Source organism: Bacillus sp. FSL W8-0920 (assembly GCF_038593215.1).
In the GTDB taxonomy this organism is placed as follows: Bacteria; Bacillota; Bacilli; order Bacillales; family Bacillaceae; genus Bacillus; species Bacillus pumilus.
In genome coordinates this window covers 2,422,229-2,446,202 of sequence record NZ_CP151974.1, presented here as the reverse complement: position 1 = coordinate 2,446,202, position 23,974 = coordinate 2,422,229, and the positions used below count along the sequence as shown (strand labels likewise).

Sequence of the window (23,974 nt, the reverse complement as noted above, 5' to 3'; positions counted from 1 at the left end):
AGGGGGAATTTCGAATGGGCAAAATGACTTCTTCACTATTAACGCTTGGTGCAGGTGCACTCGCATATCACTTTGCAAGCCGATATGATATGCCATCAAAGCGGGATATGAAAAAGCTAAGAAAACGCGTTATGAGAATGATGTAAACAAAAAGACATCCGCCAAAAGCCAAAAGCGGATGTCCTTTTTTATGCCTGCCTATATTCTAATCGGCGCGCGAGTAATGATAAGCTGAAATTGACGACAAAATACATCATCGCTGCTAATAGGAAAATGGGCAGTAAGTAAGATTGGCTCTGACCGTTTAATATTTGAGCGTGATGCAATAGCTCTGGAAGGGCAATGACAACAGCTAGTGACGTATCTTTTAAAAGAGAGATGAACTGACTAACAATTGGCGGTACCATACGGCGTAAAGCCTGCGGCATAATAATCATTTTTAACGTTTGGATATAGGTTAAACCAGAAGACCTAGCTGCTTCGATCTGCCCCTTATCAATTGATTTTAAACCGCTTCGAATAATTTCTGACAGCATCGCTGATTCAAATACGGTTAAAGCTGCAATAGCCGAGGCTGTAATGCTCAGCTTAATGCCGATTTCGGGCAGTGCAAAATATGTGAAAAAGATGATCAATAAGAGCGGCAGGTTTCGAATGGTTTCGACGACGACTGCAAGTATCTTTGATAAAACCGGAATCTGAGCGAACCGCAATGTGCCAATGACTAATCCAATGAGAAAGCTCAAAATGATGGAGATAAAAGCCACTTTTAAGGTGACAGCAAATCCTTCAAGTAAAAAGGCGAGATGATCAGGCTGGTAGGCACCTAGAAAATCCATGATGTTTCCTCCTTTCTAGTGGCTTCTTGCTAATCTTTTTTCTAAATAACCAACGCCTAAACTGAGCGGAATCGTTAATAGTAGATAGAACATGGCAACAAAGATGTAGACATCAAATGTCACAAATGTTCTAGAAGCGATGAGGTCTCCTTGATACATGAGATCAAACCCTGCAATGACACCTAAAATAGAGGAGTTTTTGACAAGATTAATAAATTGATTCCCAAGAGGGGGAATGACAATTTTAATCGCTTGCGGCAGAATGATATACCGCATCGTCCCGCCATAGGATAGACCTGAAGCACGCGCTGCTTCCATTTGTCCAAGCGGTACAGCTTGTATCCCTGCGCGAATGGCTTCAGCAATAAAGGCAGAGGTATAAATGGCAAGGGCAATTGTGCCAGCGGTGAAGCCATCTGCTACAATGCCAAGCACGGGTAATCCAAAGAAGAAGACAAATGTAATCAATAATAACGGAATATTCCGAACAAACTCCACGTAAGCCGTTCCTAACCAGTTGAGCGGCCTAAGTGGCGCAATTCTCATAATGGCAATGAGTGTACCGATCAAAAAGCTTCCAATCAAAGCAATGACACTTGCACCAATGGTATATTTAAAGCCTTCTATATAAAGCTGAAAATTTTCAATAAGAATGGAAAACCGTAGCAATCAGTTCACTTCCTTCCTGATCAACAGGTGAGCCAATGAGCGGCTCACCCTGAGAGAATCATTCTTCACACGTCAAACGGTCATTCTTTGATCCATTTTTGATGAATCTTGTCATACTCTCCATTGTCTTTTAAGGTTTTTAGGGCTTTATTGATCGCAGCTGTTAATTTCTGATCACCTTTTTTCACAGCAATACCATAAGGCTCATCTGTAAAGGTGCCGCCGACGACTTCGTAATTTGAATCCTCATCTGCCATACCAAATAAGATCGCATTATCAGTTGTCAGCACTTGCCCTTGGTTTGATTTTAAAGCTGTAAAAGCCTCCTGATAGTTCTCAAATTCTAATACAGATGCTTCAGGTGCTTTTTCGCGGATATTTTGAGAAGAAGTAGATCCTTTCACTGCAAGCACTTTCGTTCCTTTTCTAAGATCATCAATCGATTGAATGTCGCTTCCTTTTTTCACAAGCAATGATTGTCCTGCTTCAAAGTAAACATCTGAGAAATTGACTTCTTTTTTACGCTCTTCGGTAATCGTCATAGTTGCGACGATCGCATGAATATCTCCTTTTTGCAGTAGAGGAATTCTCGTTTTTGATGTCACTTCTTTGAATTCTGCTTTTCCTTCATCGCCGAGCATTTCCTTTGCGATGGCTTTTGCAATATCGATATCAAACCCTTCGATATCTCCGTTGCTAGGATTTTTTAGACCGAAGAGACGTGTATCATTCTTGACCCCGAATATGATTTTTTTGTCTTTTTGAATGGCTTCTAAAGAGCTTCCTTTTTTTGCATCAGTCGAGCCTTTTTCAGCAGATCCGCAAGCAGCCAATGCAGCAATACAGCAAGTCATAAAGAGTAGTAGGCCAAAGCGTTTCATTTTTTTCATCAAATCATTCCCCCTAGTGATTTAAAATACGGCTTAAAAAGAGCTGAGCGCGTTTCTCACGCGGTTTCTCATAAAATGCAGCCGGTGTTGACTCTTCAAGAACTCTGCCTTCATCAATAAAGACAATACGGTCGGCGACCTCTCGGGCAAATCCCATCTCATGTGTGACGACAACCATGGTCATTCCTTCTCGGGCGAGCTGCTTCATCACATCTAGTACCTCTCCGATCATCTCTGGGTCAAGAGCCGATGTCGGTTCGTCGAACAGCATGACCTCTGGCTTCATCGCAAGCCCTCTTGCAATCGCAACACGCTGCTGCTGTCCGCCTGAGAGTCTTGAAGGGTAGGCGTCAGCTTTATCAGGAATGCCAACTTTATGTAAATAAAATTCGGCTGTTTCCCTCGCTTCTTCCTTGCTCACCTTTTTCACCTTCATTGGGGCAAGCATAATGTTTTCAAGCACCGTCTTATGCGGGTAGAGGTGAAAATGCTGAAACACCATCCCAATATTTTGCCTGACAAGATTGATGTTGGTCTTCGGATGCTGAACAGGCACTTCATTGACGAGTACCTTTCCCTCATCAATGCTTTCAAGACAATTGATGCATCTGAGCATCGTGCTTTTACCTGATCCTGAAGGACCGATGATCACGACAACCTCACCTTTTTGAATATGTAGGTTAATGTCTTTCAGTACATGGAACTGGCCATAATGCTTGTTGACTTCTTCGAATGTGATCATGAAGAACCTCCTCTTGTACATGATGGAATATTCAGTGTAGACATTTTAGTGACTTTGGATGGAGCTGTATGTTTCATGTGTATTCATTTTTAACAAAGTTAGGACAAATTTTATTTACATGGATAATTACAGAAGATGGATAAACAATAAGAAAAGAGGTGAAAAAGGTGAAGAAACGTCCGGTCCAATTTCTGATATATGCCGCAGGGGTCCTGCTTGTCCTTGCATCCTTGCTCATTTTACTGCAGCTCGACGAGTTATGGATGCCTATTTTTTTGTTGTTAAAGGCGGTTCTAATTCCGCTGCTCATTGCCATTTTTATTTCTTATCTGCTTTATCCGATAGTGGAAAAATTGCACGCGGGGGGCTTGCCAAGGACTGTTAGTCTCTTATTGATTTATGTACTGTTTTTTGGCGGGATTGGGCTTGCGGTTTATAAAGGAGCGCCTGTCATGATCAAGCAGTTAAATGAGCTGTCAGAACAAATTCCTGTACTTGCGGAAACGTATAATGGCGCTTTATCACATATTCATCATCATACAAACCATTGGCCCGACGGACTTCACGACCGCTTGGATCGCTTAATTGTTCAATCGGAGACATATGCAGCTAACGGCGCGGAGCGAATGATTCTTAGCTGTAAAGTATTACTTGATTACGCATTAGTTGCAGCGCTCATTCCTTTTCTTGTTTTTTATATGGTGAAGGACATGAATACGATGAAGCGGACTGCATGGTATTTGACGCCGCCATCATTTCGGAAGAGGGGACATGCGTTTGTGAAGGCAGTTGATGAATCGCTTGGTAATTATATTAGAGGGCAGCTGCTTGTCTGTTCATTAATTGGAGGTGCAGCAGCCATTGTGCTTTGGCTGTTTCATATCCCGTATCCGCTTGTCCTAGGTATGCTGATTGGCGCAACGAATGTCATTCCGTATTTTGGACCGATTATCGGTGCGGTTCCCGCTGTCTTTATTGCGTTTACCATCTCGGTTAAATCGGTTATGATTGTGCTGATTACAGTAGCGGTGCTGCAATTTTTAGAAAGCAACGTCCTTAGCCCGATCATCGTAGGAAGAAGTCTTCATATGCATCCTGTCGTCATTATGCTTGTCTTGCTAGCAGGAGGAGAGTTATTTGGTTTAATAGGCATGATTTTAGCCGTACCAACTGCCGCTATCATCAGAGTGATCATTGTGCAATATATCCTCATGAGACGAAGCGTTTATTGACAAGAGAAGCCGAGTTGTCTATAATAATTTCGATTCATACTACATACTGAATTCAATGACGGACCCGAGTACGTTAAAAAGCTGTTGCAGAGAGAGGCTTTATTTTGCTGAGAAAAGCCTTATCAGACCTTTAACGGAAGCTAGTCCCGAGTGCAGATAAACACTGCCGCTCTCTTCCGGCGTTATCGGATGTGAAGGTGATAGACGGAATAGGTCTATAATCAGGGTGGTACCGCGAGAGCATCTCGTCCCTGTGTAAGTCGTTTTGTGCTTGCATAGGGCGGGATGTTTTTTCGTTTGTGTGGAGATTGATGAATGATAAGGGAGGATTTTTTGAATGAAAACTTTAACTTCAGCTCAAGTACGCCAAATGTTTTTAGACTTTTTTAAAGAAAAAGGACATGCTGTAGAACCGAGTGCATCACTCGTACCGCATGATGATCCGACACTTTTGTGGATCAACAGCGGCGTGGCAACATTAAAGAAATACTTTGATGGCCGCGTCGTACCTGAAAATCCGCGTATTTGCAACGCGCAAAAATCGATTCGTACAAATGATATTGAAAACGTAGGAAAAACGGCACGCCATCATACGTTCTTTGAAATGCTCGGCAACTTCTCTATTGGTGATTATTTTAAAGAAGAAGCGATCGAATGGGCGTGGGAATTCCTCACAAGTGACGAGTGGATTGGTTTTGACCCGAATTTGTTATCTGTCACTGTCCATCCAGAGGACGAAGAAGCGTATGTTCTATGGAGAGATAAAATCGGTGTACCTGAAGAACGTATTATTCGCCTTGAAGGCAACTTCTGGGATATTGGCGAGGGCCCAAGTGGACCGAATACAGAAATTTTCTATGACCGTGGTGAATCGTACGGTGACGACATGAACGATCCAGAATTATATCCTGGTGGAGAAAATGAGCGTTATCTAGAAGTGTGGAACCTAGTGTTCTCTGAATTTAACCATAATCCAGATGGGTCATACACGCCGCTGCCGAAGAAAAACATTGATACAGGGATGGGTCTTGAACGAATGGTATCTGTCATTCAAAACGTGCCAACGAATTTTGATACAGATCTATTCATGCCAATTATTCGTGCAGTTGAGACCATTTCTGGAGAAAGCTATGGCGAGACAAATGAAAAGGATACAGCATTCAAAGTCATTGCGGACCACATCCGAACGGTTGCCTTTGCTGTAAGTGATGGAGCGCTTCCTTCCAATGAAGGCCGCGGGTATGTGTTAAGACGTTTGCTTCGCCGTGCAGTGCGTTATGCAAAAACCATTCACATCCATCGCCCGTTTATGTTTGACCTAGTTCCAGTTGTGGCGGAAATCATGAAGGATTTCTACCCAGATGTACAAGCGAAAGAAGAATTTATTGCGAAAGTCATCAAGAATGAAGAAGAACGCTTCCATGAAACACTGAACGAAGGCTTAGCTATTTTGTCAGAAGTCATCAAAAAAGAAAGAGACAAAGGCAGCACGCAGATTTCAGGTGAAGATGTATTTAAGCTGTATGACACGTATGGATTCCCTGTCGAGCTCACAGAAGAATACGCAGAAGATGAGAACATGACAGTGGATCGAGAAGGCTTTCAGGCTGAGATGGAGAAGCAGCGTGAACGTGCTAGAAATGCGAGACAAGATGTCGGCAGTATGCAGGTTCAAGGTGGCGCTTTAGGAGATATTAAAGTAGAAAGCACATTTGTTGGCTACGAAAATCTAACGGCAGATGCCCATATTGTCGAATTGCTTCAAAATGGTGAAATTGTTACAGAAGCACATGAAGGCGATATAGTACAAATTTTGTTAGATGAAACACCTTTCTATGCGGAAAGCGGCGGACAAGTGGCTGATAAAGGGACATTGAAAAGCGCTGAAGTGAACATTGACATCAAAGATGTGAAAAAGGCGCCAAATGGTCAGCATGTTCATGAAGGAGTAGTCGTAAGCGGTACAGCCAAAAAAGGACTTGAAGTCACTGCGGAAGTGGAATCAGCTCTTCGAAAAGGCATTGTGAAAAACCATACAGCGACACATCTTTTGCATCAGGCGCTAAAAGACGTTTTGGGCAGCCACGTGAACCAGGCAGGATCATTGGTGAATGAAAATAGACTTCGCTTTGACTTCTCTCACTTTGGACAAGTCACAAAAGAAGAATTGTCACAGATTGAAAAAATCGTGAACGAAAAGATCTGGGAAGGCATCTCTGTTGCTATTGACCTGAAGCCGATTGCTGATGCAAAAGAAATGGGTGCAATGGCGCTCTTTGGCGAGAAGTATGGTGATATTGTCCGAGTTGTCCAAGTAGGCGATTACAGCATCGAGCTATGCGGCGGCTGTCATGTGCAAAATACTGCGGAAATCGGGTTGTTTAAAATTGCATCTGAATCGGGTATTGGTGCTGGAACACGCCGGATTGAGGCGGTGACTGGTAAAGGAGCATACGAAGAATTAAATGACCAGCTGACGATTTTAGAGCAGGCAGCGAGTGAGCTGAAGTCAAATACGAAGGATGTACCAAAACGTATCGCTTCATTGCAGGCAGATTTAAAAGAGGTTCAAAGAGAAAACGAATCTCTTCTTGCAAAATTAAGCCAGGCTGAAGCAGGCTCTATTTTAGAGAAAGTGACAGAAATCGGCGGAGTAAAAGTGTTAACTGAAAAAGTAAACGCGAAAGACATGAACCATTTAAGAACAATGGTTGATGACTTAAAAGCCAAATTAGGATCAGCTGTCATTGTGCTCGGAGCCGTTCAAAACGGAAAAGTAAACATTTCAGCAGGAGTGACAAAAGACGTCATCGAAAAAGGTCTGCATGCAGGGAAACTTGTGAAACAGGCAGCTGAAATCTGCGGCGGAGGCGGAGGCGGACGCCCAGACATGGCACAAGCAGGCGGAAAACAACCGGAAAAGCTAGAAGAAGCACTGGCAATTGTCGAAGAATCTGTCAAATCCGTTTTATAATCAGGCGATGTAGTGTAGAATAATGGTATTAGATGAGCGGTTAGAAAAAAGCTTGCTAGTAGAATGTTGGAAGAGAGGTGCAAGAAGCAGTGAGTTCATTTGATAAGACAATGAAGTTTAACTTCTCTGATGATTCAGCTGAAACCAATGTGAATGAAGTGCTCATTAAAGTACATGACGCACTCCAAGAAAAAGGATACAACCCGATCAATCAAATTGTCGGATACTTGCTGTCAGGCGACCCTGCTTATATTCCAAGACATCAGGATGCTCGCAACCTAATTCGTAAACTAGAACGAGACGAATTAATTGAGGAATTGGTTAAATCGTACTTAGAGACACATAAAGAGGCGTAAAACATGAGAATTTTAGGCTTAGATTTAGGCACGAAAACCCTTGGTGTTGCGATCAGTGATGAAATGGGCTGGACAGCGCAAGGGATTGAAACAATTAAAATTGATGAAGCAGGCGGAGACTTCGGTCTCAGCCGCCTGTCCGAAATCGTCTCGCAATATGGAACGGATAAAATTGTACTTGGTTTTCCAAAAAATATGAACGGTACGGTCGGTCCTAGAGGCGAAGCCAGCCAATCATTTGCGAAAGTGTTAGAAAACACGTACAATGTTCCTGTTGTGCTTTGGGACGAGCGCCTGTCGACAATGGCAGCGGAAAAAATGCTCATCTCTGCAGATGTGAGCAGACAAAAGCGTAAAAAAGTCATTGATAAAATGGCGGCTGTTATGATCCTGCAAGGGTACTTAGACAGCTTAAATTAAAATGAGGTGAATCAAATGGAACACGGAGAAAAGCAAATTACAATCGTTGATGATAATGGAAATGAACAGCTTTGCGAAGTACTATTTACTTTTGAAAGCGACCATTTTAACAAATCATATGTTCTTTACTACCCAATTTCTGAGCAAGACAATGAAGAAATTGAAATTCATGCATCAAGCTTCACGCCGAACGAAAACGGTGAAGATGGCGAGCTAGAGCCTATTGAAACGGATGAAGAGTGGGACATGATTGAAGAAACGTTAAATACGTTCTTAGATCAAGAAGAAGACGAAGAATAGAACGAATAAAAGGCCTGTGAACGGATCTTAGTGATCTTTCTTCACAGGTCTTTTTTTACGATCAATATGTTAACTTTATTTTATTTTTTGTTGACATAATAAGTCGTACCTTTTACTCTATTTTTAACAATGAATTGAGTGAGGGGTATGAATATTGAAAATCCAAGACATGATGCAAATGGCGCTAATGACTGCGGTTATAGGGATGTTAGGATTGATCCCGCCGATTTTACTTACGTTTACACCTGTACCCATCACATTGCAAACGGCAGGTCTTTTGCTTGCTGGGGGTCTGTTAAAGCCAAAACATGCACTGATCAGTTTACTTCTGTTTCTTTTGGTTGTGGCAGCAGGCGCACCTCTTTTGTCAGGTGGGAGAGGCGGAATAGGGGTCTTTTTTGGTCCAAGCGGTGGATTTTTACTTGCCTATCCAGTAGCTGCCCTCATGATTAGTTTGTGGATCAACCGACTAAAAAAAGTGACCGCTCTGCGTCTTTTTATGATCTATGCGGTATGCAGTATCGGAATTTTGTATGTATGCGGCATTCCTTTTCAAGCGATGATGATGGATATCAAGGTCACTCAGGCAGCTCTTCTTAGTCTGATTTATATTCCAGGTGATTTCATCAAAGCGGGCATATGTGCCGTTCTCACGGTGAAAATCATTTCGGCCATGTCATATCGAAAAAGGGATGTGCGTAAAGGGAGGCGTGCAGTTTGAATAGAATAACGGAATGCTATGCATCACATGCAGAAATGAACCCAGATCATATCGCCATGATTGATGGACAAGAAAGGATCACTTATCAAGATTGGTATGAGCGTGTCCGGCTATCAGCGCAATGGTTACAACAAACGGCTCATGAGCAAAAAAGAGTCGCTTTTTTATTATCAAATGGTGCTTCTTTTCTCCAAATATTTGCTGGCGCTGCTTATGCAGGGTGGACAGCTATCCCGCTTGATCCGAGATGGAGCCATGAAGAATGTGTAGAAAAGCTTTTGTTAAGTGAGGCAGCTCTCGTCATTATCGAGGATCGATATTTAAATAGATTTGAAAAGTACAGCGAAGACATGCAGGTTCTTTCTTTATCTGAATGGAAGGAAAAAATGAGCCTCATCACACAAGGTCCATTTAACAAATGCGACAGCGAGATCGACCCTATCTTTTATATGGGATTTACGTCAGGATCAACGGGTTCGCCTAAGGCCTTTATCAGGCGTCAGCAGTCATGGATCGAAAGCTTTCGAACGACAGCCGGTACATTTGGAATCACTCATCAAGATCATGTTCTGATAGCAGGTACACTCTTATCCTCTCACTTTTTATATGGTGCCATCAGTACATTATACTTTGGCGGCACAGTGACGCTTTTAGAAAAATTTACGCCAGTGAAAGCGAAAAAAACCTTACAGACAGGAGACATTACTGTGATGTATACTGTCCCGACAATGACAGAATCGTTGCTGGAAATAGACGCTTTTGCGAGAGACAATTCGCTTCTTGTCATATCATCTGGAGCAGATTGGGGCATTCCTTCAAAGAAACAACTCGTGACCAACTATCCGCATGTGACATTTTTTGATTTTTACGGCACATCAGAGCTAAGCTTTGTTTCCTACTTATCTTCAAATGACTTTCTACAAAAGCCTTCTTCTGTCGGACGGCCTTTCTCTCCCATTCAAATTGAAGTGAGGCGAGCTGATCAAACTGTCTGCCAGCCAAATGAGACAGGAAGAATTTATGTGAAGAGCCCGATGTCTTTTGCAGGCTACTTACATGAGGTGAAACCGCCGGAAGAGTGGATAACCGTTTATGATATGGGCTGGCTGGATGAAGACGGCTATTTGTATATGAGCGGCCGTGAAAATGGCATGATCGTCTATGGAGGGCTGAATATTTTTCCAGAGGAAATTGAGCGTGTGCTAAATGAACAGCCAGAGGTGAAGCGATCGGTTGTAGTTGGCGTTCCTGACCCATATTGGGGTGAAATTCCTGTTGCCATTATTGAACAAGGACAGCACACAAAGACGGTTCGGCAAGCTGTCAAAGAAAAACTTGCGGCCTACAAGGTGCCTAAAAAATGGCTTGTCATTGATCAAATAATTGAAACATCCGGCGGAAAAATAGCACGTGCCAGCATGAAAAAGTGGGCGGAGGAACAATTGTCATGCAAGCAGTAATCGTACAAGCAAAACGGACACCCTTCGGTGATAAAAACGGGATGCTGAAGGATTATCGTCCAGAGCAATTAGCTGCGCCTCTTATTCAGTATTTGTCTAAAGGGATGACACCGGACGACATCATATTAGGAAATGTTGTAGGAGGCGGCGGAAATATGGCCCGTCTGTCCTCATTAGAAGCAGGGCTTTCTTTAGGAGTGCCCGGTATGACGGTTGATAGGCAGTGTGCCTCTGGTCTAGAAGCAATCCGAACAGCTTGCGTCATGGTTCGATCAGGGGAAGGCTCAATGTATATCGCTGGCGGGACTGAGAGCATATCCAGATCACCAATGAAAGAAAGAGCACGCTTTTCTCCGGAGTGGATAGGAGATCCGTCTATGGGAGAAGCAGCAGAGCTAACGGCTTCTAGATTTTCCGTCACAAGAAAAGAACAAGATGACTATGCACTTTTAAGCTGGGAAAGAAGTATAGACGCAATCAAACGTGGTACATATTCTGAAGAAATCGTTTCGATTGACGGACTGAGCATAGATGAAGCGGCCGCGAAAATAAGACCGATGGCGAAACTGATCCAGCGGGCAAAGCCTATATTTTCACCGGGAAAAGGATCTGTGACTGCCGCCAATAGCTGCAAAGAAGCAGATGGTGCAGCAGCGGTCGTTGTGATGGAAAGAGCGCTAGCGGAGGCGAATGGATTTCAGCCAATGCTGCGATATGCCGGAAGTGCTGTGGCGGCGATGCATCCCGATTTTCCAGCTGCTGCGCCGATTGATGCGATGAAGAAACTTCTAGATCAAGAGAAAATCAAGGCAGAGGATGTCGCACTGTTTGAAATCAATGAAGCTTTTGCTCTGAAAATAGCGCTGATTGCTCGTACGCTGGATATTCCTTATGACCGAATCAATAAAAGAGGCGGTGCACTTTGTCTTGGGCATCCATATAGCGCATCGGGCGCTGCGATGATGGTGAGACTATTTTATGAAGCGCGCACCTTACAGAATGGAAGCTATGTCATGGCTGCTATTGGGAGCGGTGGCGGCGTTGGTTTAGCCGTATTATGTCAAGTTCTGTCATGACATGCATGAGCAAGTAATTGCCGAACTCCGTCGAATCATGTACTATAAAAGCTAGATGTGAGGAGGGCCATGCATGTTTTCAGAACAAAAGAAACGACCATTTTTCAAAAGGAAAATGGGGATCGTCCTGTTATCTGTCCTTGCTGTCATCATCATTGCAGCATTATCAGGCTTTTTATATGTTAAATCAGCACTTGGACCGGTCGATCAAAAAAGCAAACAAACGATTAATATTCATATTCCTAATGGGACATCAGTCCGTGAGATTGCGGGCATTTTAAAAGAAAATGGGCTCATTTCGAATGACACGATTTTTACTTATTATGCAAAATACAAAAATGCGTCCGGCTTTAAAGCAGGATACTTTCATTTGAAACAAACGATGGACGCAGACACGCTGATTCAAAAGCTGACATCTGGAGGGACAGACTACGCCTTTCAGCTTGTGATTCCAGAAGGAAAACAGCTGTCTGATATTGCGGCAGTTATTGCAAACCAGACGAATTTTTCAGCGAAGGAAGTGGAAGCGAAGCTAGATGATCCAGCGTTTATTCAAACGTTAATGAAAAAATATCCGAAAACGGTGACTTCACAGGTAAATGGCAAACAGGTGAAACATCCGTTAGAAGGTTATTTATTCCCTGCGACGTATCCATTTTATCGTGAGGATGAATCACTCGAAACGATCATTGAAACAATGATTAAACAAACAGATCAATACGTGAAAACGTATGAAAAAGACATGAAAAAGAGAAACATGTCCATACATGATGTGTTAACGATGGCATCACTGATTGAAATGGAAGCAACGGAAAAGACGGATCGTGCAAAAATCTCCAGTGTTTTTTATAACCGGTTGAAAAAGGACATGCCGCTTCAAACCGATCCAACCGTTCTCTATGCACTAGGTGAGCATAAATCCCGTGTTTATTACAAAGACCTTAAGGTGAAATCGCCTTATAATACGTATAACAACAAGGGACTGCCGCCTGGACCTATTGCAAATGCTGGCGAATCTTCATGGAAAGCCGCACTGCATCCAGATAAAACAGATTATGTGTACTTCCTTGCGAAGAAAGATGGAGAAGTCGTCTTTACAAAAACGTTAAATGAGCACAACAAAGCGAAAGCCAAATACATCACAGGCAGCAATTAATGTACATGTGAATCGAAAAAGACTGTAGACAATACAAGATTGCCTGCAGTTTTTTTCGTTGGAATATCCATTTTATAGGTTCGCAATTACCACTTCTTTGTGGTAAAATATATCGGGTTGTTTTACTTAGATGAACGAAAGATTGACGAGAAAGAGAGCTGCAACAGGCAGGACTCTTCTTTTTCAGGTCATGAAGGAGCTAGACAAATAATGACTATCGAAGATGATCAAATGAATGATTATATTGAACATTTAATTCACCCAAGTCCTGATGCAATCGCTCAATTAGAGGCATATGCAAAAGAGCATCATGTGCCAATTATGGAAAAGGTGAGCATTGAACTTTTACTGCAGCTGCTGTCGATGAAGAAGCCGAAGAAAATTCTTGAGGTTGGGACAGCGATAGGCTACTCCGCCATTCGAATGGCGACAGCTCTACCAGCTGCTGAAATTTTTACGATTGAGCGAAATGCGAAACGCTATGAAGAAGCGACACGGAACATTGAGGAATTAAAGTTAAAAGAAAGAATACACGTGTTCTTTGGTGATGCCATGGAATCGGCTAAAACAGTCCAAACGATGGCGCCCTATGATGTGATCTTTATTGATGCCGCAAAAGGGCAGTACAAACGTTTTTTTGAGCTGTTTGAACCGATGCTTGCTCATGACGGAATGATTATTACAGACAACGTATTATTTAAAGGCTTAGTGGCAACGAACTATGAAGAAGAAATAGAAGATAAAAGAAAAAAACAATTAATTGGAAAAATTGATCGATACAATCAATGGCTTATGTCAAACCCCGATTTCCAAACGTGCATTATTCCAGTGGGAGACGGGATCGCCATTAGTACAAAAAGAGGTGACCAATCATGAAAAAACCAGAATTGCTTGTGACGCCAAGCAAGGTGTCAGATGTACTGCCATTAATCGAGGCGGGAGCTGATGCATTCTTAATAGGCGAACAAACATACGGTATTCGTCTTGCAGGCGAGTTTTCAAGAGAAGATGTGAAACAGACGGCTCTGCTTGCACATGCGCAGCACAAAAAAGTGTATGTGGCGATGAATGCGATTTTTCATAATGATCGTGTGCAGCTGCTTGGAGATTACTTAACCTTTCTCGACGCATTAAACGTAGACGGCGTCGTCTTTGGAGACCCAGCTGTGATCATGGCCGCCAAAGAAGCAGGGGTAAGCCTGAATCTCCACTGGAGTACAGAAACGACTGGGACAAACTATTACACTTGTAACTACTGGGGCAGAAAAGGTGCAACGCGTGCTGTTCTTGCCAAAGAACTGAATATGGACAGTGTCATCGACATCAAAGAAAATGCCGAGGTGGAAATCGAAATTCAAGTCCATGGCATGACATGTATGTTCCAATCAAAACGTACGCTCATTGGCAACTACTTTGAATATCAGGGCAAACAAATGGACGTCGAAGGCAGAAATATGGAGGAAGGACTATTCCTTCATGATCAAGAGCGTCAAAACAAATACCCTATTTTCGAGGATGCAAACGGCACTCATATTATGAGTCCAAATGATGTGTGTATGATTGATGAATTAGAGGAATTTGTTGATGCAGGCATTGACTCATTTAAAATTGACGGAATTTTAAAGTCACTTTCTTATATGACAGAGGTGACGTCTCTATATAGAAAAGCAATTGATTTATTAGCGACTGACAAAGACGCGTATGAAGATCAGAAAGAGGACTGGGTGAAGCGGATTGAAGAGATTCAGCCAGTGAATCGTTCAATTGATACAGGGTTCTTCTTTAAAGAAACGGTTTATTAATATAAGAGGAGGCAGAGGAAATGGCACTATTGAAAGATGGTATTTCTGAAATGATTGACGGGAAACGTGTCATTACAAAAAAACCAGAACTGCTTGCACCAGCAGGAAACTTGGAAAAGCTGAAAATTGCTGTACATTACGGAGCAGACGCTGTCTTTATAGGCGGAAAAGAATTTGGACTTCGTTCAAATGCCGATAACTTTTCGATTGAGGAAATGGCTGAAGGTGTTGCATTTGCAAAAAAATACGGTGCACGAATCTATGTGACAACGAATATCTTTGCCCACAACGAAAACATGGACGGGCTGGAGGAATACCTTCAAGGGATTGAAGGCGCTGGAGTAGCGGGCATTATTGTGGCTGACCCGCTGATCATTGAAACGTGTAAACGTGTCGCACCGAAGCTTGAAGTCCATTTAAGCACACAGCAATCTCTTTCGAACTGGAAAGCTGTTCAGTTTTGGAAAGAAGAAGGGCTTGAGCGTGTGGTGCTGGCTCGCGAGACAAGTGCGCTGGAAATTAGAGAAATGAAAGAAAAGGTCGATATTGAAATTGAAACGTTCATTCACGGTGCGATGTGTATTGCTTACTCTGGCCGCTGCGTGCTCAGTAACCATATGACGGCAAGAGATTCTAATCGCGGAGGCTGCTGCCAGTCCTGCCGCTGGGATTATGATCTTTATAAACTAGAAGGTTCTGAGGAAGCGCCATTATTTGGAGAGGAAGACGCATCATTTGCGATGAGTCCAAAAGACTTAAAGCTTGTCGAATCCATTCCTCAAATGATCGAAATGGGAATTGACAGCTTGAAAATCGAAGGGCGAATGAAATCAATTCATTATGTGGCAACTGTCGTGAGTGTGTATCGCAAAGTCATCGACGCCTATTGTGCAGACCCGGACAATTTTGTCATTAAGCAGGAATGGTTAGATGAATTAGATAAATGTGCAAACCGCGATACAGCACCAGCCTTTTTTGAAGGTGTACCAGGAACGGATGAGCAAATGTTTGGCATTCATGGAAAGAAAACGACTTTTGATTTCGCAGGTCTCGTTCTTCATTATGATGAAAAAGAACAAATCGTCACATTGCAGCAGCGTAACTTCTTTAAAGCTGGTGACGAAGTCGAATTTTTCGGACCAGAAATTGAGAATTTCACATGCAAAATTGAGACGATTTGGGATGAAAAAGGAAATGAACTAGATGCCGCTCGTCATCCGCTACAAATCGTCAAATTCAAGCTAGATCAAAAAGTATACCCAAGCAACATGATGAGAAAGGGGAAATAACAGGCACATGAGGAGTAAACCAGTTGTCATTGGGATTGCTGGCGGCTCGGGTTCAGGTAAAACGAGCGTCACCAATTCAATCTATGAAAAATTTAAAGGACATTCCATCCTCATGCTTCAGCAAGATTTATATTACAAAAATCAAAGTCATATGCCATTTGAAGAGCGTCTGCTTACGAACTATGATCATCCGCTCGCATTCGACAATGACCTGATGTTTGAGCATTTGGAACAGCTCTTAAAGTACGAATCCATTGAAAAACCAATATATGATTTCAAGCTCAACACACGTTCAGAAGAGACTGTCCATGTTGAACCAAAGGATGTTATCATTGTTGAAGGCATCTTTGCACTAGAAGACGAACGTCTAAGAGACTTAATGGATATTAAACTGTATGTCGATACAGATGCAGATCTTCGCATCATTCGCCGCATTTTACGCGATACGAAAGAAAGAGGCCGTTCAATCGATTCTGTGATTGAACAGTATGTATCTGTTGTCAGACCCATGCATAATCAATTCATTGAACCGACAAAGCGATACGCTGACATCATCATCCCAGAAGGCGGCCAAAATCATGTGGCGATTGACTTAATGGTGACAAAAATTCAAACGATTCTTCAAGATCGTTGATTTAATAGGGGTGTAATCAAGTGAGCAAAGTGTAATTAGATGACTTTGCCCACTTTCTGCCCACAAATATTCTAAAAAATATCATTTGCTATTGCGTTAAACTGTATAACAGATTCTATTTTTGTTTCACGCATTACGTGCGAATAGACATCAAGAGTGGTTTTGGAGCTAGAGTGGCCCAAGCGCCTTTGTGCTTCTTTAAGGTCTATTCCTGCTGCAAAAAGCAAAGACGCATATGTGTGTCTAAGATTGTGGGGTGTTATTTTTGTAACACCCGCCTTTTTTATATAGGTGGCCATTCTATAATTGAAGTTTCGAGCCGGTTCAGGCATTCCAGAATTATCAGCAAAAACGAAATCTTCATCTTTGTATAGTTCGCCCACATCATTCTTTACTTGTTCCTGAACGTTCTTTAAAATCCTTAATTGCATTATGACTTGAGGTGGCACAGGTACATTTTGAATAGACGATTCAGTTTTGGGACTGAGTAATTCATAATTACTCTTTAAATCTTTTTCTCTAAAAAGAGTGTATCTCACTTTAATCTCCGATTTTTTAAAGTCTACTTTATCCCATGTCAATGCAACTGCTTCACCTATCCTCAAACCCGAATAAATGAGCAGGAGAAACATAGCTAAATCTCTGGGACGCCCTTTTCTGCTGACAACTTGAAGGAACAGTTTTAATTCTTCTTTCTCCCAAAATTTCATATCCTTTAAATCTTCATCTAATTCCTCTACTTTTTTCTCTTTTGCCTTTTTCGGAAGATTCACGGCATGAATTGGGTTATCCTTAAAGTAAGAATCTCGCACAGCTTCACTGATCATCATATTAAAAACTTGATGAATATTAGTTCATGTGTTTTTAGCATACTCTGGTGCGATCTTATAAAACAAGCCCTAAAAAGGAAACGGCACCAAAAGGCGTTAAAATGACCGTAGTGAAGCCGAATGCTGACGGGTGACTATGGGTCTATGATAAGCCGAACTGGTCAGCAAAGCACAAAAAAGTAAAGCCGGGTGAAGCATTTACGATTGATAAGTCCGTTACGGTCAACGGGTCAAAAATGTATAAACTGAAATCAGGTCTTTATATCACAGCTGCATCTAAATATATTGAAGTTAAACAGAAGTAAACAGAGAAGCCCTTCCTTATTGGAGGGGCTTTTTTGTCTTTATTCAGTTACCACAAGTTCACCTATATATTTTCGAAAACAAGCAGCAAAAGGAGGTTTTCACCTATTATGTGTCATGATTCTTATTGCTTATTTTTACATAAATATTGGAAAGTGAAAGGATATTTGCGATAATAAATTGAAATCACGTTGAATAGTGATTAAAAGTCAGCGTGTGGACTGTTTGATTTTTCTCTGAATTAGGAGGTGAACTATAATGAATGGCATAGATATATTGGAGAATGTCTCGAAAATTGGTCAATTAATACTGTTGTTATCTGGTTATGCTCTTCATCGGCGATTGTCGAAATTAAAAAAGGAACGTCCTCTTACAAAGTACGAGAGTTTTCTGAAAGTATTCGTAATGCTTGGTATATATGCTTGGACGCTATCATTCTTCCTTCTATTTATGTGGGGTTAACACCCAACTATTATGTGTCACGATATGTCGATTTTTGTAATAAGAGATTAACTCTCTATTAAAACCCTTTATTTTCTAAAAATGTATGATAAAGTTATTTCGAAAACTTAAAGGGGGTTTTAATATGAAGAGATTATTATTTTTCATGTTAGCATTAGTTCTGGCTGTAACTGCATTTGCGCCAGCTGCTGCCGCAAAGACACAAAGCACAAAGGGATTAGAAGGTTTGACAGAAGAACAAATCGATAAGTCTTTAAAAGAAATTGAATACATTTTCACAAAGATTATCGTTTCTGAGAAAAAGGGCTTCGTTATTAATGACGAAGAGCTTGCAAAGTCACCTTACTCGGCTGAAGTGAAAGATGGAATGGTCGCTTTTGCAAAATACATGAATCAAGAAGTGACTACAAAAAGTAACACAGTAACTCGCTGTGTCGAGGATGCAATTGGTGTCGCTAAGGGCACATTAAAGCATCTGCAAAAATCAATTGAAAAGGGAGATTGGATATCTGTATTAGGCGCTCTTGCAGTTATGAATATAGCAATTAAGCCGCCTATATTATTCGCATTCATGCTGGTTTGTGGTGCGCCAGTAGCCAAAATTGCTCCTGCTCAATATGAATAAGATTATTATGTGAAATTAGCCGTCCATTTGGGCGGCTTTTTTTACATTACTTGAACTTCCACGTTTTCTTCTCTTTATCCCATTGTATTTCATTTCTTGACATAAGGTTTTTAATCGCCTTACGAATCGTTGGCTTATCTTTACCCGTTTTCCTTTTAAGGTCATCCATCGAGGGATTCTTATCTGCTCATGTTGTAGATGATTCGGTAAAGTTTCCTTTCAAGATCGGTCATGGCGTACCTCCTGTAAAATGGAATATACGTTCGATTATAAACGGAAATAAATAGCCCTTCAAGTCGAAGGACTATTTCAGAATGGTTGATTTGCTTTTAATTATCATGTTATCCCCTGATCGTTCGTAGGAGAATTTGGCTGCGCTCTTATCGCTTTTGTATGGCACTTTCCAGAATACGGATAACTGCGAAATTGAGTCATTATCCGATCCAATCTTAGCAGCTAGATCTTCACTAAACATTTCCGTCATATTATAAGAGGTTTGAGCAGAATTCTTTGCATCAAATGACAAGTGAACAAGAGCAATTAATTTATTTGGCTCACTCGATCCCATATCTTCATTAATTTCAATTTTTTCAATTGAGGCAGTAGTGTAATTATCTTCTACAATAGATTCAATTTCATATTCAGCATCACTTTTCAAAGATTCTAATTCATCTTCTTCACCTGCTACTTCTGACTCGTATACCTGTTCGGAATCTGTTTCATTGTGCTTTGTCAGCAAACCACTTTCAAATTTAGAACTTAGTCGATCATCTTCAAATATTAAGTCTGCCGAGGCATCATTTTCAATTCCTTTTTCCCCTTCATATTCCCAAATGAAATAATTATCTTCTTTTATTTCTTCTGATCTAGCGGAACCACCAACAATTTTCTTAACTTCTTTAGGAGTCATACCTTCCTTTAATTGATTATATTTTTCAGGAGTTATTGATGCTATTTCTGAGCTTTCATATTTCCAAACAAATGAATTCAAAAATGATATTGATAACAATATAAGAAGACAAGTAATAAAAACGCCTTTTCCTACTTTCCTTGATTTCGAGAAAATTAATAGAATAAGTCCTACACAAATTCCTATAATCATTAAACCGGCAAATATTGAAATGAAAATTCCCATTTTGTTCCCCCTAAGAATGGCGCTCTTTTAAGTAAATAACCATTATATAACAATAAAGGAATTTATGAATAGTTTTCAACGAAATCTTCAAATATGATGACCACTCTTCAAGATCAGTCATGATGAACTTCCTTAGATATCAAAACTTACTTCTTTTCCATAGACGATTGCATCAGGCTTGTTGTTGTCATTCTTTAATACATCTTCGGCTTTTATTCTAATAGCCCTCTCATTTTCTTTTACAGGAATCCAGACCATGTTATTTTCCAATTTTAATTCTGGCAACATTTCTATAGATGATGGATTTGGTAATCCCATATATAAATCAAAATCTAAATTCACTTGGTGTTTTCCCTGAGTGACAGCAGTTCTAAATCCTCTCCAAGAGATTTGATCTTTACCTGTGTTTTCTGTTTCATAAAGGATTTGGGCATAAGTGAATTTATTTAGTTTCCCATCGAAATGTTCCTCCAATTCAGCTTTGAATTTATCAGTAAGATCGGTGACTGTAATAACTTTTATATTGTTGAAAACAATTTTCAAATTACCTATTTGGACCTTTTTATCGCTTATATCTTTTACATTGTTTAAAGTGATTGTTCCAGTATCAGGGTCGTATAAACTGTCACCAACTTTATCTAATGTTTTTGTTATTGGAATTATAGCTTTCACTCTCTGTGGTTGTTGTCCCGCTTTCTTTTGAAGTGGTGTTGCATCCACTTAACAATGTAATACATAGTAATAGGAAGAAACACGATTTTATGTGATTCAATATAAACCCTCCATAACAATTATTTTCCATAATAGTTTACCATAATATCCATAATTGAAGTTTAAAAACAAAGGGTTTTTGAAGAAGTATGAATCTAAAAACAGTATTCAAAAAGATTTCTGTTGCAAAATCTGTCTCTGCCCACAGATTGCCCACAAAAAAATATAATTGATCTAAAAATAATGAAAATAGCAACATAGTGGAACAGGGAGAAACTCTGAAAGCATTGGGTTTTTTCGTTATCAATAAATAACATATCAAGACCATTGACCTCATGGTGACAAAAATTCAAACGATTCTTCAAAACCGAGCAGAGTAAACGGTGGAGAAGAAAAAGACCTTTACATTGTAAAGGTCTTTTCAACATCATAATAAAGAGAATAAATACCATATTTCACTTGTTTCTAAAAGTAGAAGCTGCTTAAATATTTTAAGAAGTAACACTTTGAATGAAAGATTTGATATGATAGGAAAACAATGATGTGAAATAGATGTAGAAAAATGTCGTTTTCAAGCTGAATATTGAAGTGGTTTCGATTTTGTAAAAGTATATTAAAAAAACGACAAACAAATCATCACAAATTTTCAAACAATTCTTGATCAAAAAGCAATTATGTAATAATATAGCATAGACATATCGTACACTGACCATATTATGTATTGGGAAGATGGAGAATGGATAAGCTATTCTTCTACATATGATCGAAATGGCGAACGAGGTACAGGAGCTTCCTGTGCCTTTCCACAGTTTGTGCGATAAGATAGATCATCTTTTGACCGCTGCGGATGGTCCTATCTGAGAAAAGGCATAATAGTTGCATCTAAAAGGGCCGCCATGTAAGATGGACTTTTACAAATATGGGACAGAAGGAATGAGGGCATGAAGAAGTCCTCATTCTTGTATATTTCAGTCGTCACTCACGTGCAGAAAGTATGTATGATGAGGATTAATAGAAGGAGTGAATGATTCATGGCACAAGAGAAAGTATTTCCAATGACAGAAGAAGGAAAACGTAAATTAGAAGAAGAGCTTGAACATTTGAAAACGGTTAAACGTAAAGAGGTTGTAGAGCGTATTAAAATTGCTAGAAGCTTTGGAGACCTCTCTGAAAACTCGGAATATGATTCTGCTAAAGAAGAGCAAGCGTTTGTAGAAGGGCGTATCACTACGCTTGATAATATGATTCGCAATGCCAAAATTATCGAAGATGAAGGAAACTCAAATATTGTCTCACTTGGTAAAACAGTCACTTTCGTTGAATTACCAGACGGAGAAGAAGAGTCTTACACAATCGTCGGAAGTGCAGAAGCTGATCCGTTCGAAGGAAAGATTTCAAACGATTCACCAATTGCAAAAAGCCTATTAGGCAAACAAGTAGACGACAAAGTAACCGTTCAAACACCTGGCGGAGAAATGTTCGTCCAAATTGTAAAAATTTCATAATCACGTTTATACGATAAACACCTCGTCCACAATAGGGACGAGGTGTTTTTATGCGCAAAAAACGTAGAATTCAATGGACAGGTGCTATTATATTTATACTGCTGCTTGGTCTTCTCATCAGACTGGCAGAAATTCAACTGTTTTTCACAGAATCTTTTTCAAAGCTTGATATCAATTTAATACAAGAAAGTGTCAAACAGCGTACAGAAGAAGTGGTCATTTCAGATGGCCGCGGTGAATTTTTAGATCGAAACGGCGAGGCGCTTCTCACAAAAGAACAGCCTGCGGTGATCTTATTTCCTTTTCTGCAATATGATCTTCCTCATTTAAAACAAACCGCCTCTATTCTTGAGATGGAAGAAGATGAACTCAAAAAACAGCTGATAGAAACCAAAAAACCTCTGATTCTCAAAGATGACATCACGAAAAAAAAGCTGAAAGACATCAATGATATGAAATATTCAGGTGTGTACGGCGTATATATGAAAGAGAAGGACAAAAAAAGACTTGCCCTCCACACATTAGGCTTCACGAGCGAGAATCCAGAATTGCTCAGAAAGCGTTATCCTGACAAAAAAGAGCTTTCCATCCGTACAGAAATCGGCACTTTTGGGCTGGAAAGTACCTTTGACGAATTTTTATTACCCGAGCAAGACACAAAATTGTTATATCATGTGGACGGAAGGGGAAACCCTTTGTTTGGGATGGACGTCAAATATACAGCAGAGGCTCATTCATTTTATCCTCTTCAAGTTCAAACAACAATTGATGAAAACATGCAAGCTGACATGGAGAAGGTACTGAAAGACCAGGGCGTCGAAAAAGGCGGGGCCGTTCTGCTCGACATTGAAAGCAGCAGTGTGCTGGCGATGGCAAGTATGCCAAACGTCACAAGCAAAAACCGGCATGAAGCAAGAAATTACATGCTGACTGCCATGGCACCAGGCTCTGTCTTTAAAACCGCTGTACTTGCCGCAGCAATCGAAAAAAACCTCGACCAGCCACAAACGATGTATGACTGTCGAAAGAATTTATATGGAGAGCCAGAAGGAACGCAGGAAGTCCTGAATCTGTCTGAGAGCTTTTCGCAGAGCTGTAATTATACCTTTGCAACACTTGCTGACAAGCTGATCCAAACAGATGATCAAATCATTGAAAAGACGGCTGCAAAGCTTGGACTCATTGATCGAGCTGGCTGGGAAGGGGATGTCTATCATAAGCAGCATTTCAAACAGTTTGATCGTGAAGAAACCGGCAATGTGTGGGGGGATAAAAGAGACAAGCATGTTAAAAAGGCTATTGCCCAAACCGCAATAGGGCAAAAAAATGTCAAAACGACTCCTTTGCAAATGGCCAATATGATGGCGTCGATTGCAAGAGGCGGAGAACGAAAAGAAGTGAAAATCGCTGAAAAAGTGCTGTATCAAAACGGAACAACGATGCTAACCTTTCAAAACAAACGACCAGAAGGGGGCAGTATTGACCGCTATACAGCACAAAAACTGCAAAGGTACTTAAGGCAGGTGGTAACGTCTGACAAAGGAACAGGAAGAAGGTTTCGAGACCTTCCATTTGATGTGGCGGGGAAATCAGGCACTGCCCAAACTGGCAGTAAAGATAAAAAGGGGAATCCGCTTTATCATAAGTGGTTTGCTGGATACTTTCCGGTGGAAAAACCAAAATATGCTCTTGTCGTTGTTCACCTTGATGAGACAAGTGGGCGGGCTAAGACAAATGATGCGTTTTATGATATTGTAAAAAAGGTCAACGAAATTGAAAAGAAACAGACATAGAACATCCCTTCATGTCATGTTAAAATAGTAACGACTTAGGGAACAGAGGC

25 protein-coding genes, 2 pseudogenes and 1 other annotated feature are annotated in these 23,974 nt (G+C 40.8%); of the genes and pseudogenes, 19 read left to right on the top strand and 8 right to left on the bottom strand.

What is annotated here, in order from left to right:
• The first annotated feature begins 14 nt into the window (after positions 1–14).
• On the top strand, positions 15–146 hold the full coding sequence (locus tag NSS78_RS12410) for a YrzQ family protein (protein ID WP_003216198.1): 132 nt from the start codon (positions 15–17) through the stop codon (positions 144–146).
• A gap of 42 nt (positions 147–188) precedes the next feature.
• On the opposite strand, the gene NSS78_RS12405 is transcribed toward NSS78_RS12410, so the two are convergent.
• From NSS78_RS12405 to NSS78_RS12390, 4 genes are all read right to left on the bottom strand, one after another.
• The gene (locus NSS78_RS12405) at positions 189–839 is read right to left on the bottom strand and encodes an amino acid ABC transporter permease (protein ID WP_003216394.1); all 651 of its coding nucleotides are present in this window, start codon (positions 837–839) and stop codon (positions 189–191) included.
• Positions 840–854: 15 nt separating this feature from the next.
• On the bottom strand, positions 855–1,508 hold the full coding sequence (locus NSS78_RS12400; RefSeq protein ID WP_310426390.1) for an amino acid ABC transporter permease: 654 nt from the start codon (positions 1,506–1,508) through the stop codon (positions 855–857).
• Between the two features lie 80 nt (positions 1,509–1,588).
• On the bottom strand, positions 1,589–2,398 hold the full coding sequence (locus NSS78_RS12395) for a transporter substrate-binding domain-containing protein (RefSeq protein ID WP_327839434.1): 810 nt from the start codon (positions 2,396–2,398) through the stop codon (positions 1,589–1,591).
• A gap of 13 nt (positions 2,399–2,411) precedes the next feature.
• Positions 2,412–3,140: an amino acid ABC transporter ATP-binding protein gene (locus NSS78_RS12390; RefSeq protein WP_327839433.1), complete on the bottom strand. Its 729-nt coding sequence runs from the start codon at positions 3,138–3,140 to the stop codon at positions 2,412–2,414.
• A 167-nt stretch (positions 3,141–3,307) separates the two neighbouring features.
• Here NSS78_RS12390 and NSS78_RS12385 point away from each other — a divergent pair, with 167 nt between their 5' ends.
• The 13 genes from NSS78_RS12385 to udk all read left to right on the top strand — a co-directional run bounded on the left by NSS78_RS12385 (position 3,308) and on the right by udk (position 16,560).
• Positions 3,308–4,372, top strand: coding sequence for an AI-2E family transporter (locus NSS78_RS12385; RefSeq protein WP_327839432.1), 1,065 nt, complete (start codon positions 3,308–3,310; stop codon positions 4,370–4,372).
• A 46-nt stretch (positions 4,373–4,418) separates the two neighbouring features.
• Positions 4,419–4,628 (top strand) — a binding site (T-box leader).
• Positions 4,629–4,709: 81 nt separating this feature from the next.
• Positions 4,710–7,346 (top strand): alanine--tRNA ligase, encoded by a 2,637-nt coding sequence (gene alaS, locus NSS78_RS12380; RefSeq protein WP_327839431.1) that lies wholly within the window; start codon positions 4,710–4,712, stop codon positions 7,344–7,346.
• Positions 7,347–7,435: 89 nt separating this feature from the next.
• Positions 7,436–7,702: an IreB family regulatory phosphoprotein gene (locus NSS78_RS12375; RefSeq protein WP_034620648.1), complete on the top strand. Its 267-nt coding sequence runs from the start codon at positions 7,436–7,438 to the stop codon at positions 7,700–7,702.
• A 3-nt stretch (positions 7,703–7,705) separates the two neighbouring features.
• Positions 7,706–8,122 carry a Holliday junction resolvase RuvX gene (gene ruvX, locus NSS78_RS12370; protein ID WP_003216519.1) on the top strand — a complete coding sequence of 139 codons (417 nt, stop codon included), beginning with the start codon at positions 7,706–7,708 and terminating at the stop codon, positions 8,120–8,122.
• Between the two features lie 15 nt (positions 8,123–8,137).
• Positions 8,138–8,422 (top strand): DUF1292 domain-containing protein, encoded by a 285-nt coding sequence (locus NSS78_RS12365; RefSeq protein WP_003216483.1) that lies wholly within the window; start codon positions 8,138–8,140, stop codon positions 8,420–8,422.
• 154 nt (positions 8,423–8,576) lie between these two features.
• Positions 8,577–9,143, top strand: a complete 567-nt coding sequence (locus NSS78_RS12360; protein WP_284906817.1) for a biotin transporter BioY — start codon at positions 8,577–8,579, stop codon at positions 9,141–9,143.
• The gene (locus tag NSS78_RS12355) at positions 9,140–10,603 is read left to right on the top strand and encodes an acyl-CoA synthetase (protein WP_284906818.1); all 1,464 of its coding nucleotides are present in this window, start codon (positions 9,140–9,142) and stop codon (positions 10,601–10,603) included. The genes NSS78_RS12360 and NSS78_RS12355 overlap by 4 nt, the downstream gene beginning before the upstream one ends.
• The gene (locus tag NSS78_RS12350) at positions 10,591–11,679 is read left to right on the top strand and encodes an acetyl-CoA C-acyltransferase (RefSeq protein ID WP_251190270.1); all 1,089 of its coding nucleotides are present in this window, start codon (positions 10,591–10,593) and stop codon (positions 11,677–11,679) included. The genes NSS78_RS12355 and NSS78_RS12350 overlap by 13 nt, the downstream gene beginning before the upstream one ends.
• 73 nt (positions 11,680–11,752) lie before the next feature.
• Entirely contained in the window at positions 11,753–12,835 is a 1,083-nt protein-coding gene (mltG, locus tag NSS78_RS12345) for an endolytic transglycosylase MltG (RefSeq protein ID WP_137054921.1), read from the top strand.
• Between the two features lie 210 nt (positions 12,836–13,045).
• Complete coding sequence (locus tag NSS78_RS12340) at positions 13,046–13,711, top strand: O-methyltransferase (RefSeq protein WP_003216230.1); 666 nt, start codon at positions 13,046–13,048, stop codon at positions 13,709–13,711.
• Complete coding sequence (locus tag NSS78_RS12335; protein ID WP_212046157.1) at positions 13,708–14,637, top strand: peptidase U32 family protein; 930 nt, start codon at positions 13,708–13,710, stop codon at positions 14,635–14,637. Before NSS78_RS12340 ends, NSS78_RS12335 begins: the two co-directional genes overlap by 4 nt.
• Before the next feature lie 20 nt (positions 14,638–14,657).
• Positions 14,658–15,926 carry a U32 family peptidase gene (locus NSS78_RS12330; protein ID WP_212046156.1) on the top strand — a complete coding sequence of 423 codons (1,269 nt, stop codon included), beginning with the start codon at positions 14,658–14,660 and terminating at the stop codon, positions 15,924–15,926.
• Positions 15,927–15,933: 7 nt separating this feature from the next.
• Positions 15,934–16,560 (top strand): uridine kinase, encoded by a 627-nt coding sequence (gene udk / locus NSS78_RS12325; protein WP_003216283.1) that lies wholly within the window; start codon positions 15,934–15,936, stop codon positions 16,558–16,560.
• A gap of 71 nt (positions 16,561–16,631) precedes the next feature.
• On the opposite strand, the gene NSS78_RS12320 is transcribed toward udk, so the two are convergent.
• The gene (locus NSS78_RS12320; protein WP_212046155.1) at positions 16,632–17,390 is read right to left on the bottom strand and encodes a site-specific integrase; all 759 of its coding nucleotides are present in this window, start codon (positions 17,388–17,390) and stop codon (positions 16,632–16,634) included.
• Between the two features lie 149 nt (positions 17,391–17,539).
• Between NSS78_RS12320 and NSS78_RS12315 the strand changes: the two are divergent.
• The 3 genes and pseudogenes from NSS78_RS12315 to NSS78_RS12305 all read left to right on the top strand — a co-directional run.
• Positions 17,540–17,695: pseudogene (locus NSS78_RS12315) on the top strand (DUF5776 domain-containing protein); the annotation flags it as partial.
• A 256-nt stretch (positions 17,696–17,951) separates the two neighbouring features.
• Positions 17,952–18,155, top strand: coding sequence for a hypothetical protein (locus NSS78_RS12310; protein ID WP_249118298.1), 204 nt, complete (start codon positions 17,952–17,954; stop codon positions 18,153–18,155).
• Positions 18,156–18,279: 124 nt separating this feature from the next.
• Complete coding sequence (locus tag NSS78_RS12305; protein ID WP_137054925.1) at positions 18,280–18,780, top strand: hypothetical protein; 501 nt, start codon at positions 18,280–18,282, stop codon at positions 18,778–18,780.
• A gap of 46 nt (positions 18,781–18,826) precedes the next feature.
• Here the strand turns inward: NSS78_RS12305 and NSS78_RS12300 are convergent.
• From NSS78_RS12300 to NSS78_RS12290, 3 genes and pseudogenes are all read right to left on the bottom strand, one after another.
• Positions 18,827–19,013 (bottom strand): annotated as a pseudogene (locus NSS78_RS12300) (hypothetical protein).
• A gap of 71 nt (positions 19,014–19,084) precedes the next feature.
• A complete protein-coding gene (locus NSS78_RS12295) occupies positions 19,085–19,915 on the bottom strand; it encodes a hypothetical protein (RefSeq protein ID WP_212046154.1) in 831 nt (276 codons plus the stop codon).
• 132 nt (positions 19,916–20,047) lie between these two features.
• Positions 20,048–20,635, bottom strand: a complete 588-nt coding sequence (locus NSS78_RS12290; RefSeq protein WP_309217011.1) for a hypothetical protein — start codon at positions 20,633–20,635, stop codon at positions 20,048–20,050.
• Between the two features lie 1,022 nt (positions 20,636–21,657).
• Here NSS78_RS12290 and greA point away from each other — a divergent pair.
• Together greA and NSS78_RS12280 are read left to right on the top strand one after the other, a co-directional pair.
• Positions 21,658–22,131, top strand: a complete 474-nt coding sequence (gene greA / locus NSS78_RS12285) for a transcription elongation factor GreA (protein WP_003216248.1) — start codon at positions 21,658–21,660, stop codon at positions 22,129–22,131.
• Positions 22,132–22,181: 50 nt separating this feature from the next.
• Complete coding sequence (locus NSS78_RS12280; RefSeq protein WP_327839430.1) at positions 22,182–23,924, top strand: penicillin-binding protein 2; 1,743 nt, start codon at positions 22,182–22,184, stop codon at positions 23,922–23,924.
• Positions 23,925–23,974 lie beyond the last annotated feature (50 nt).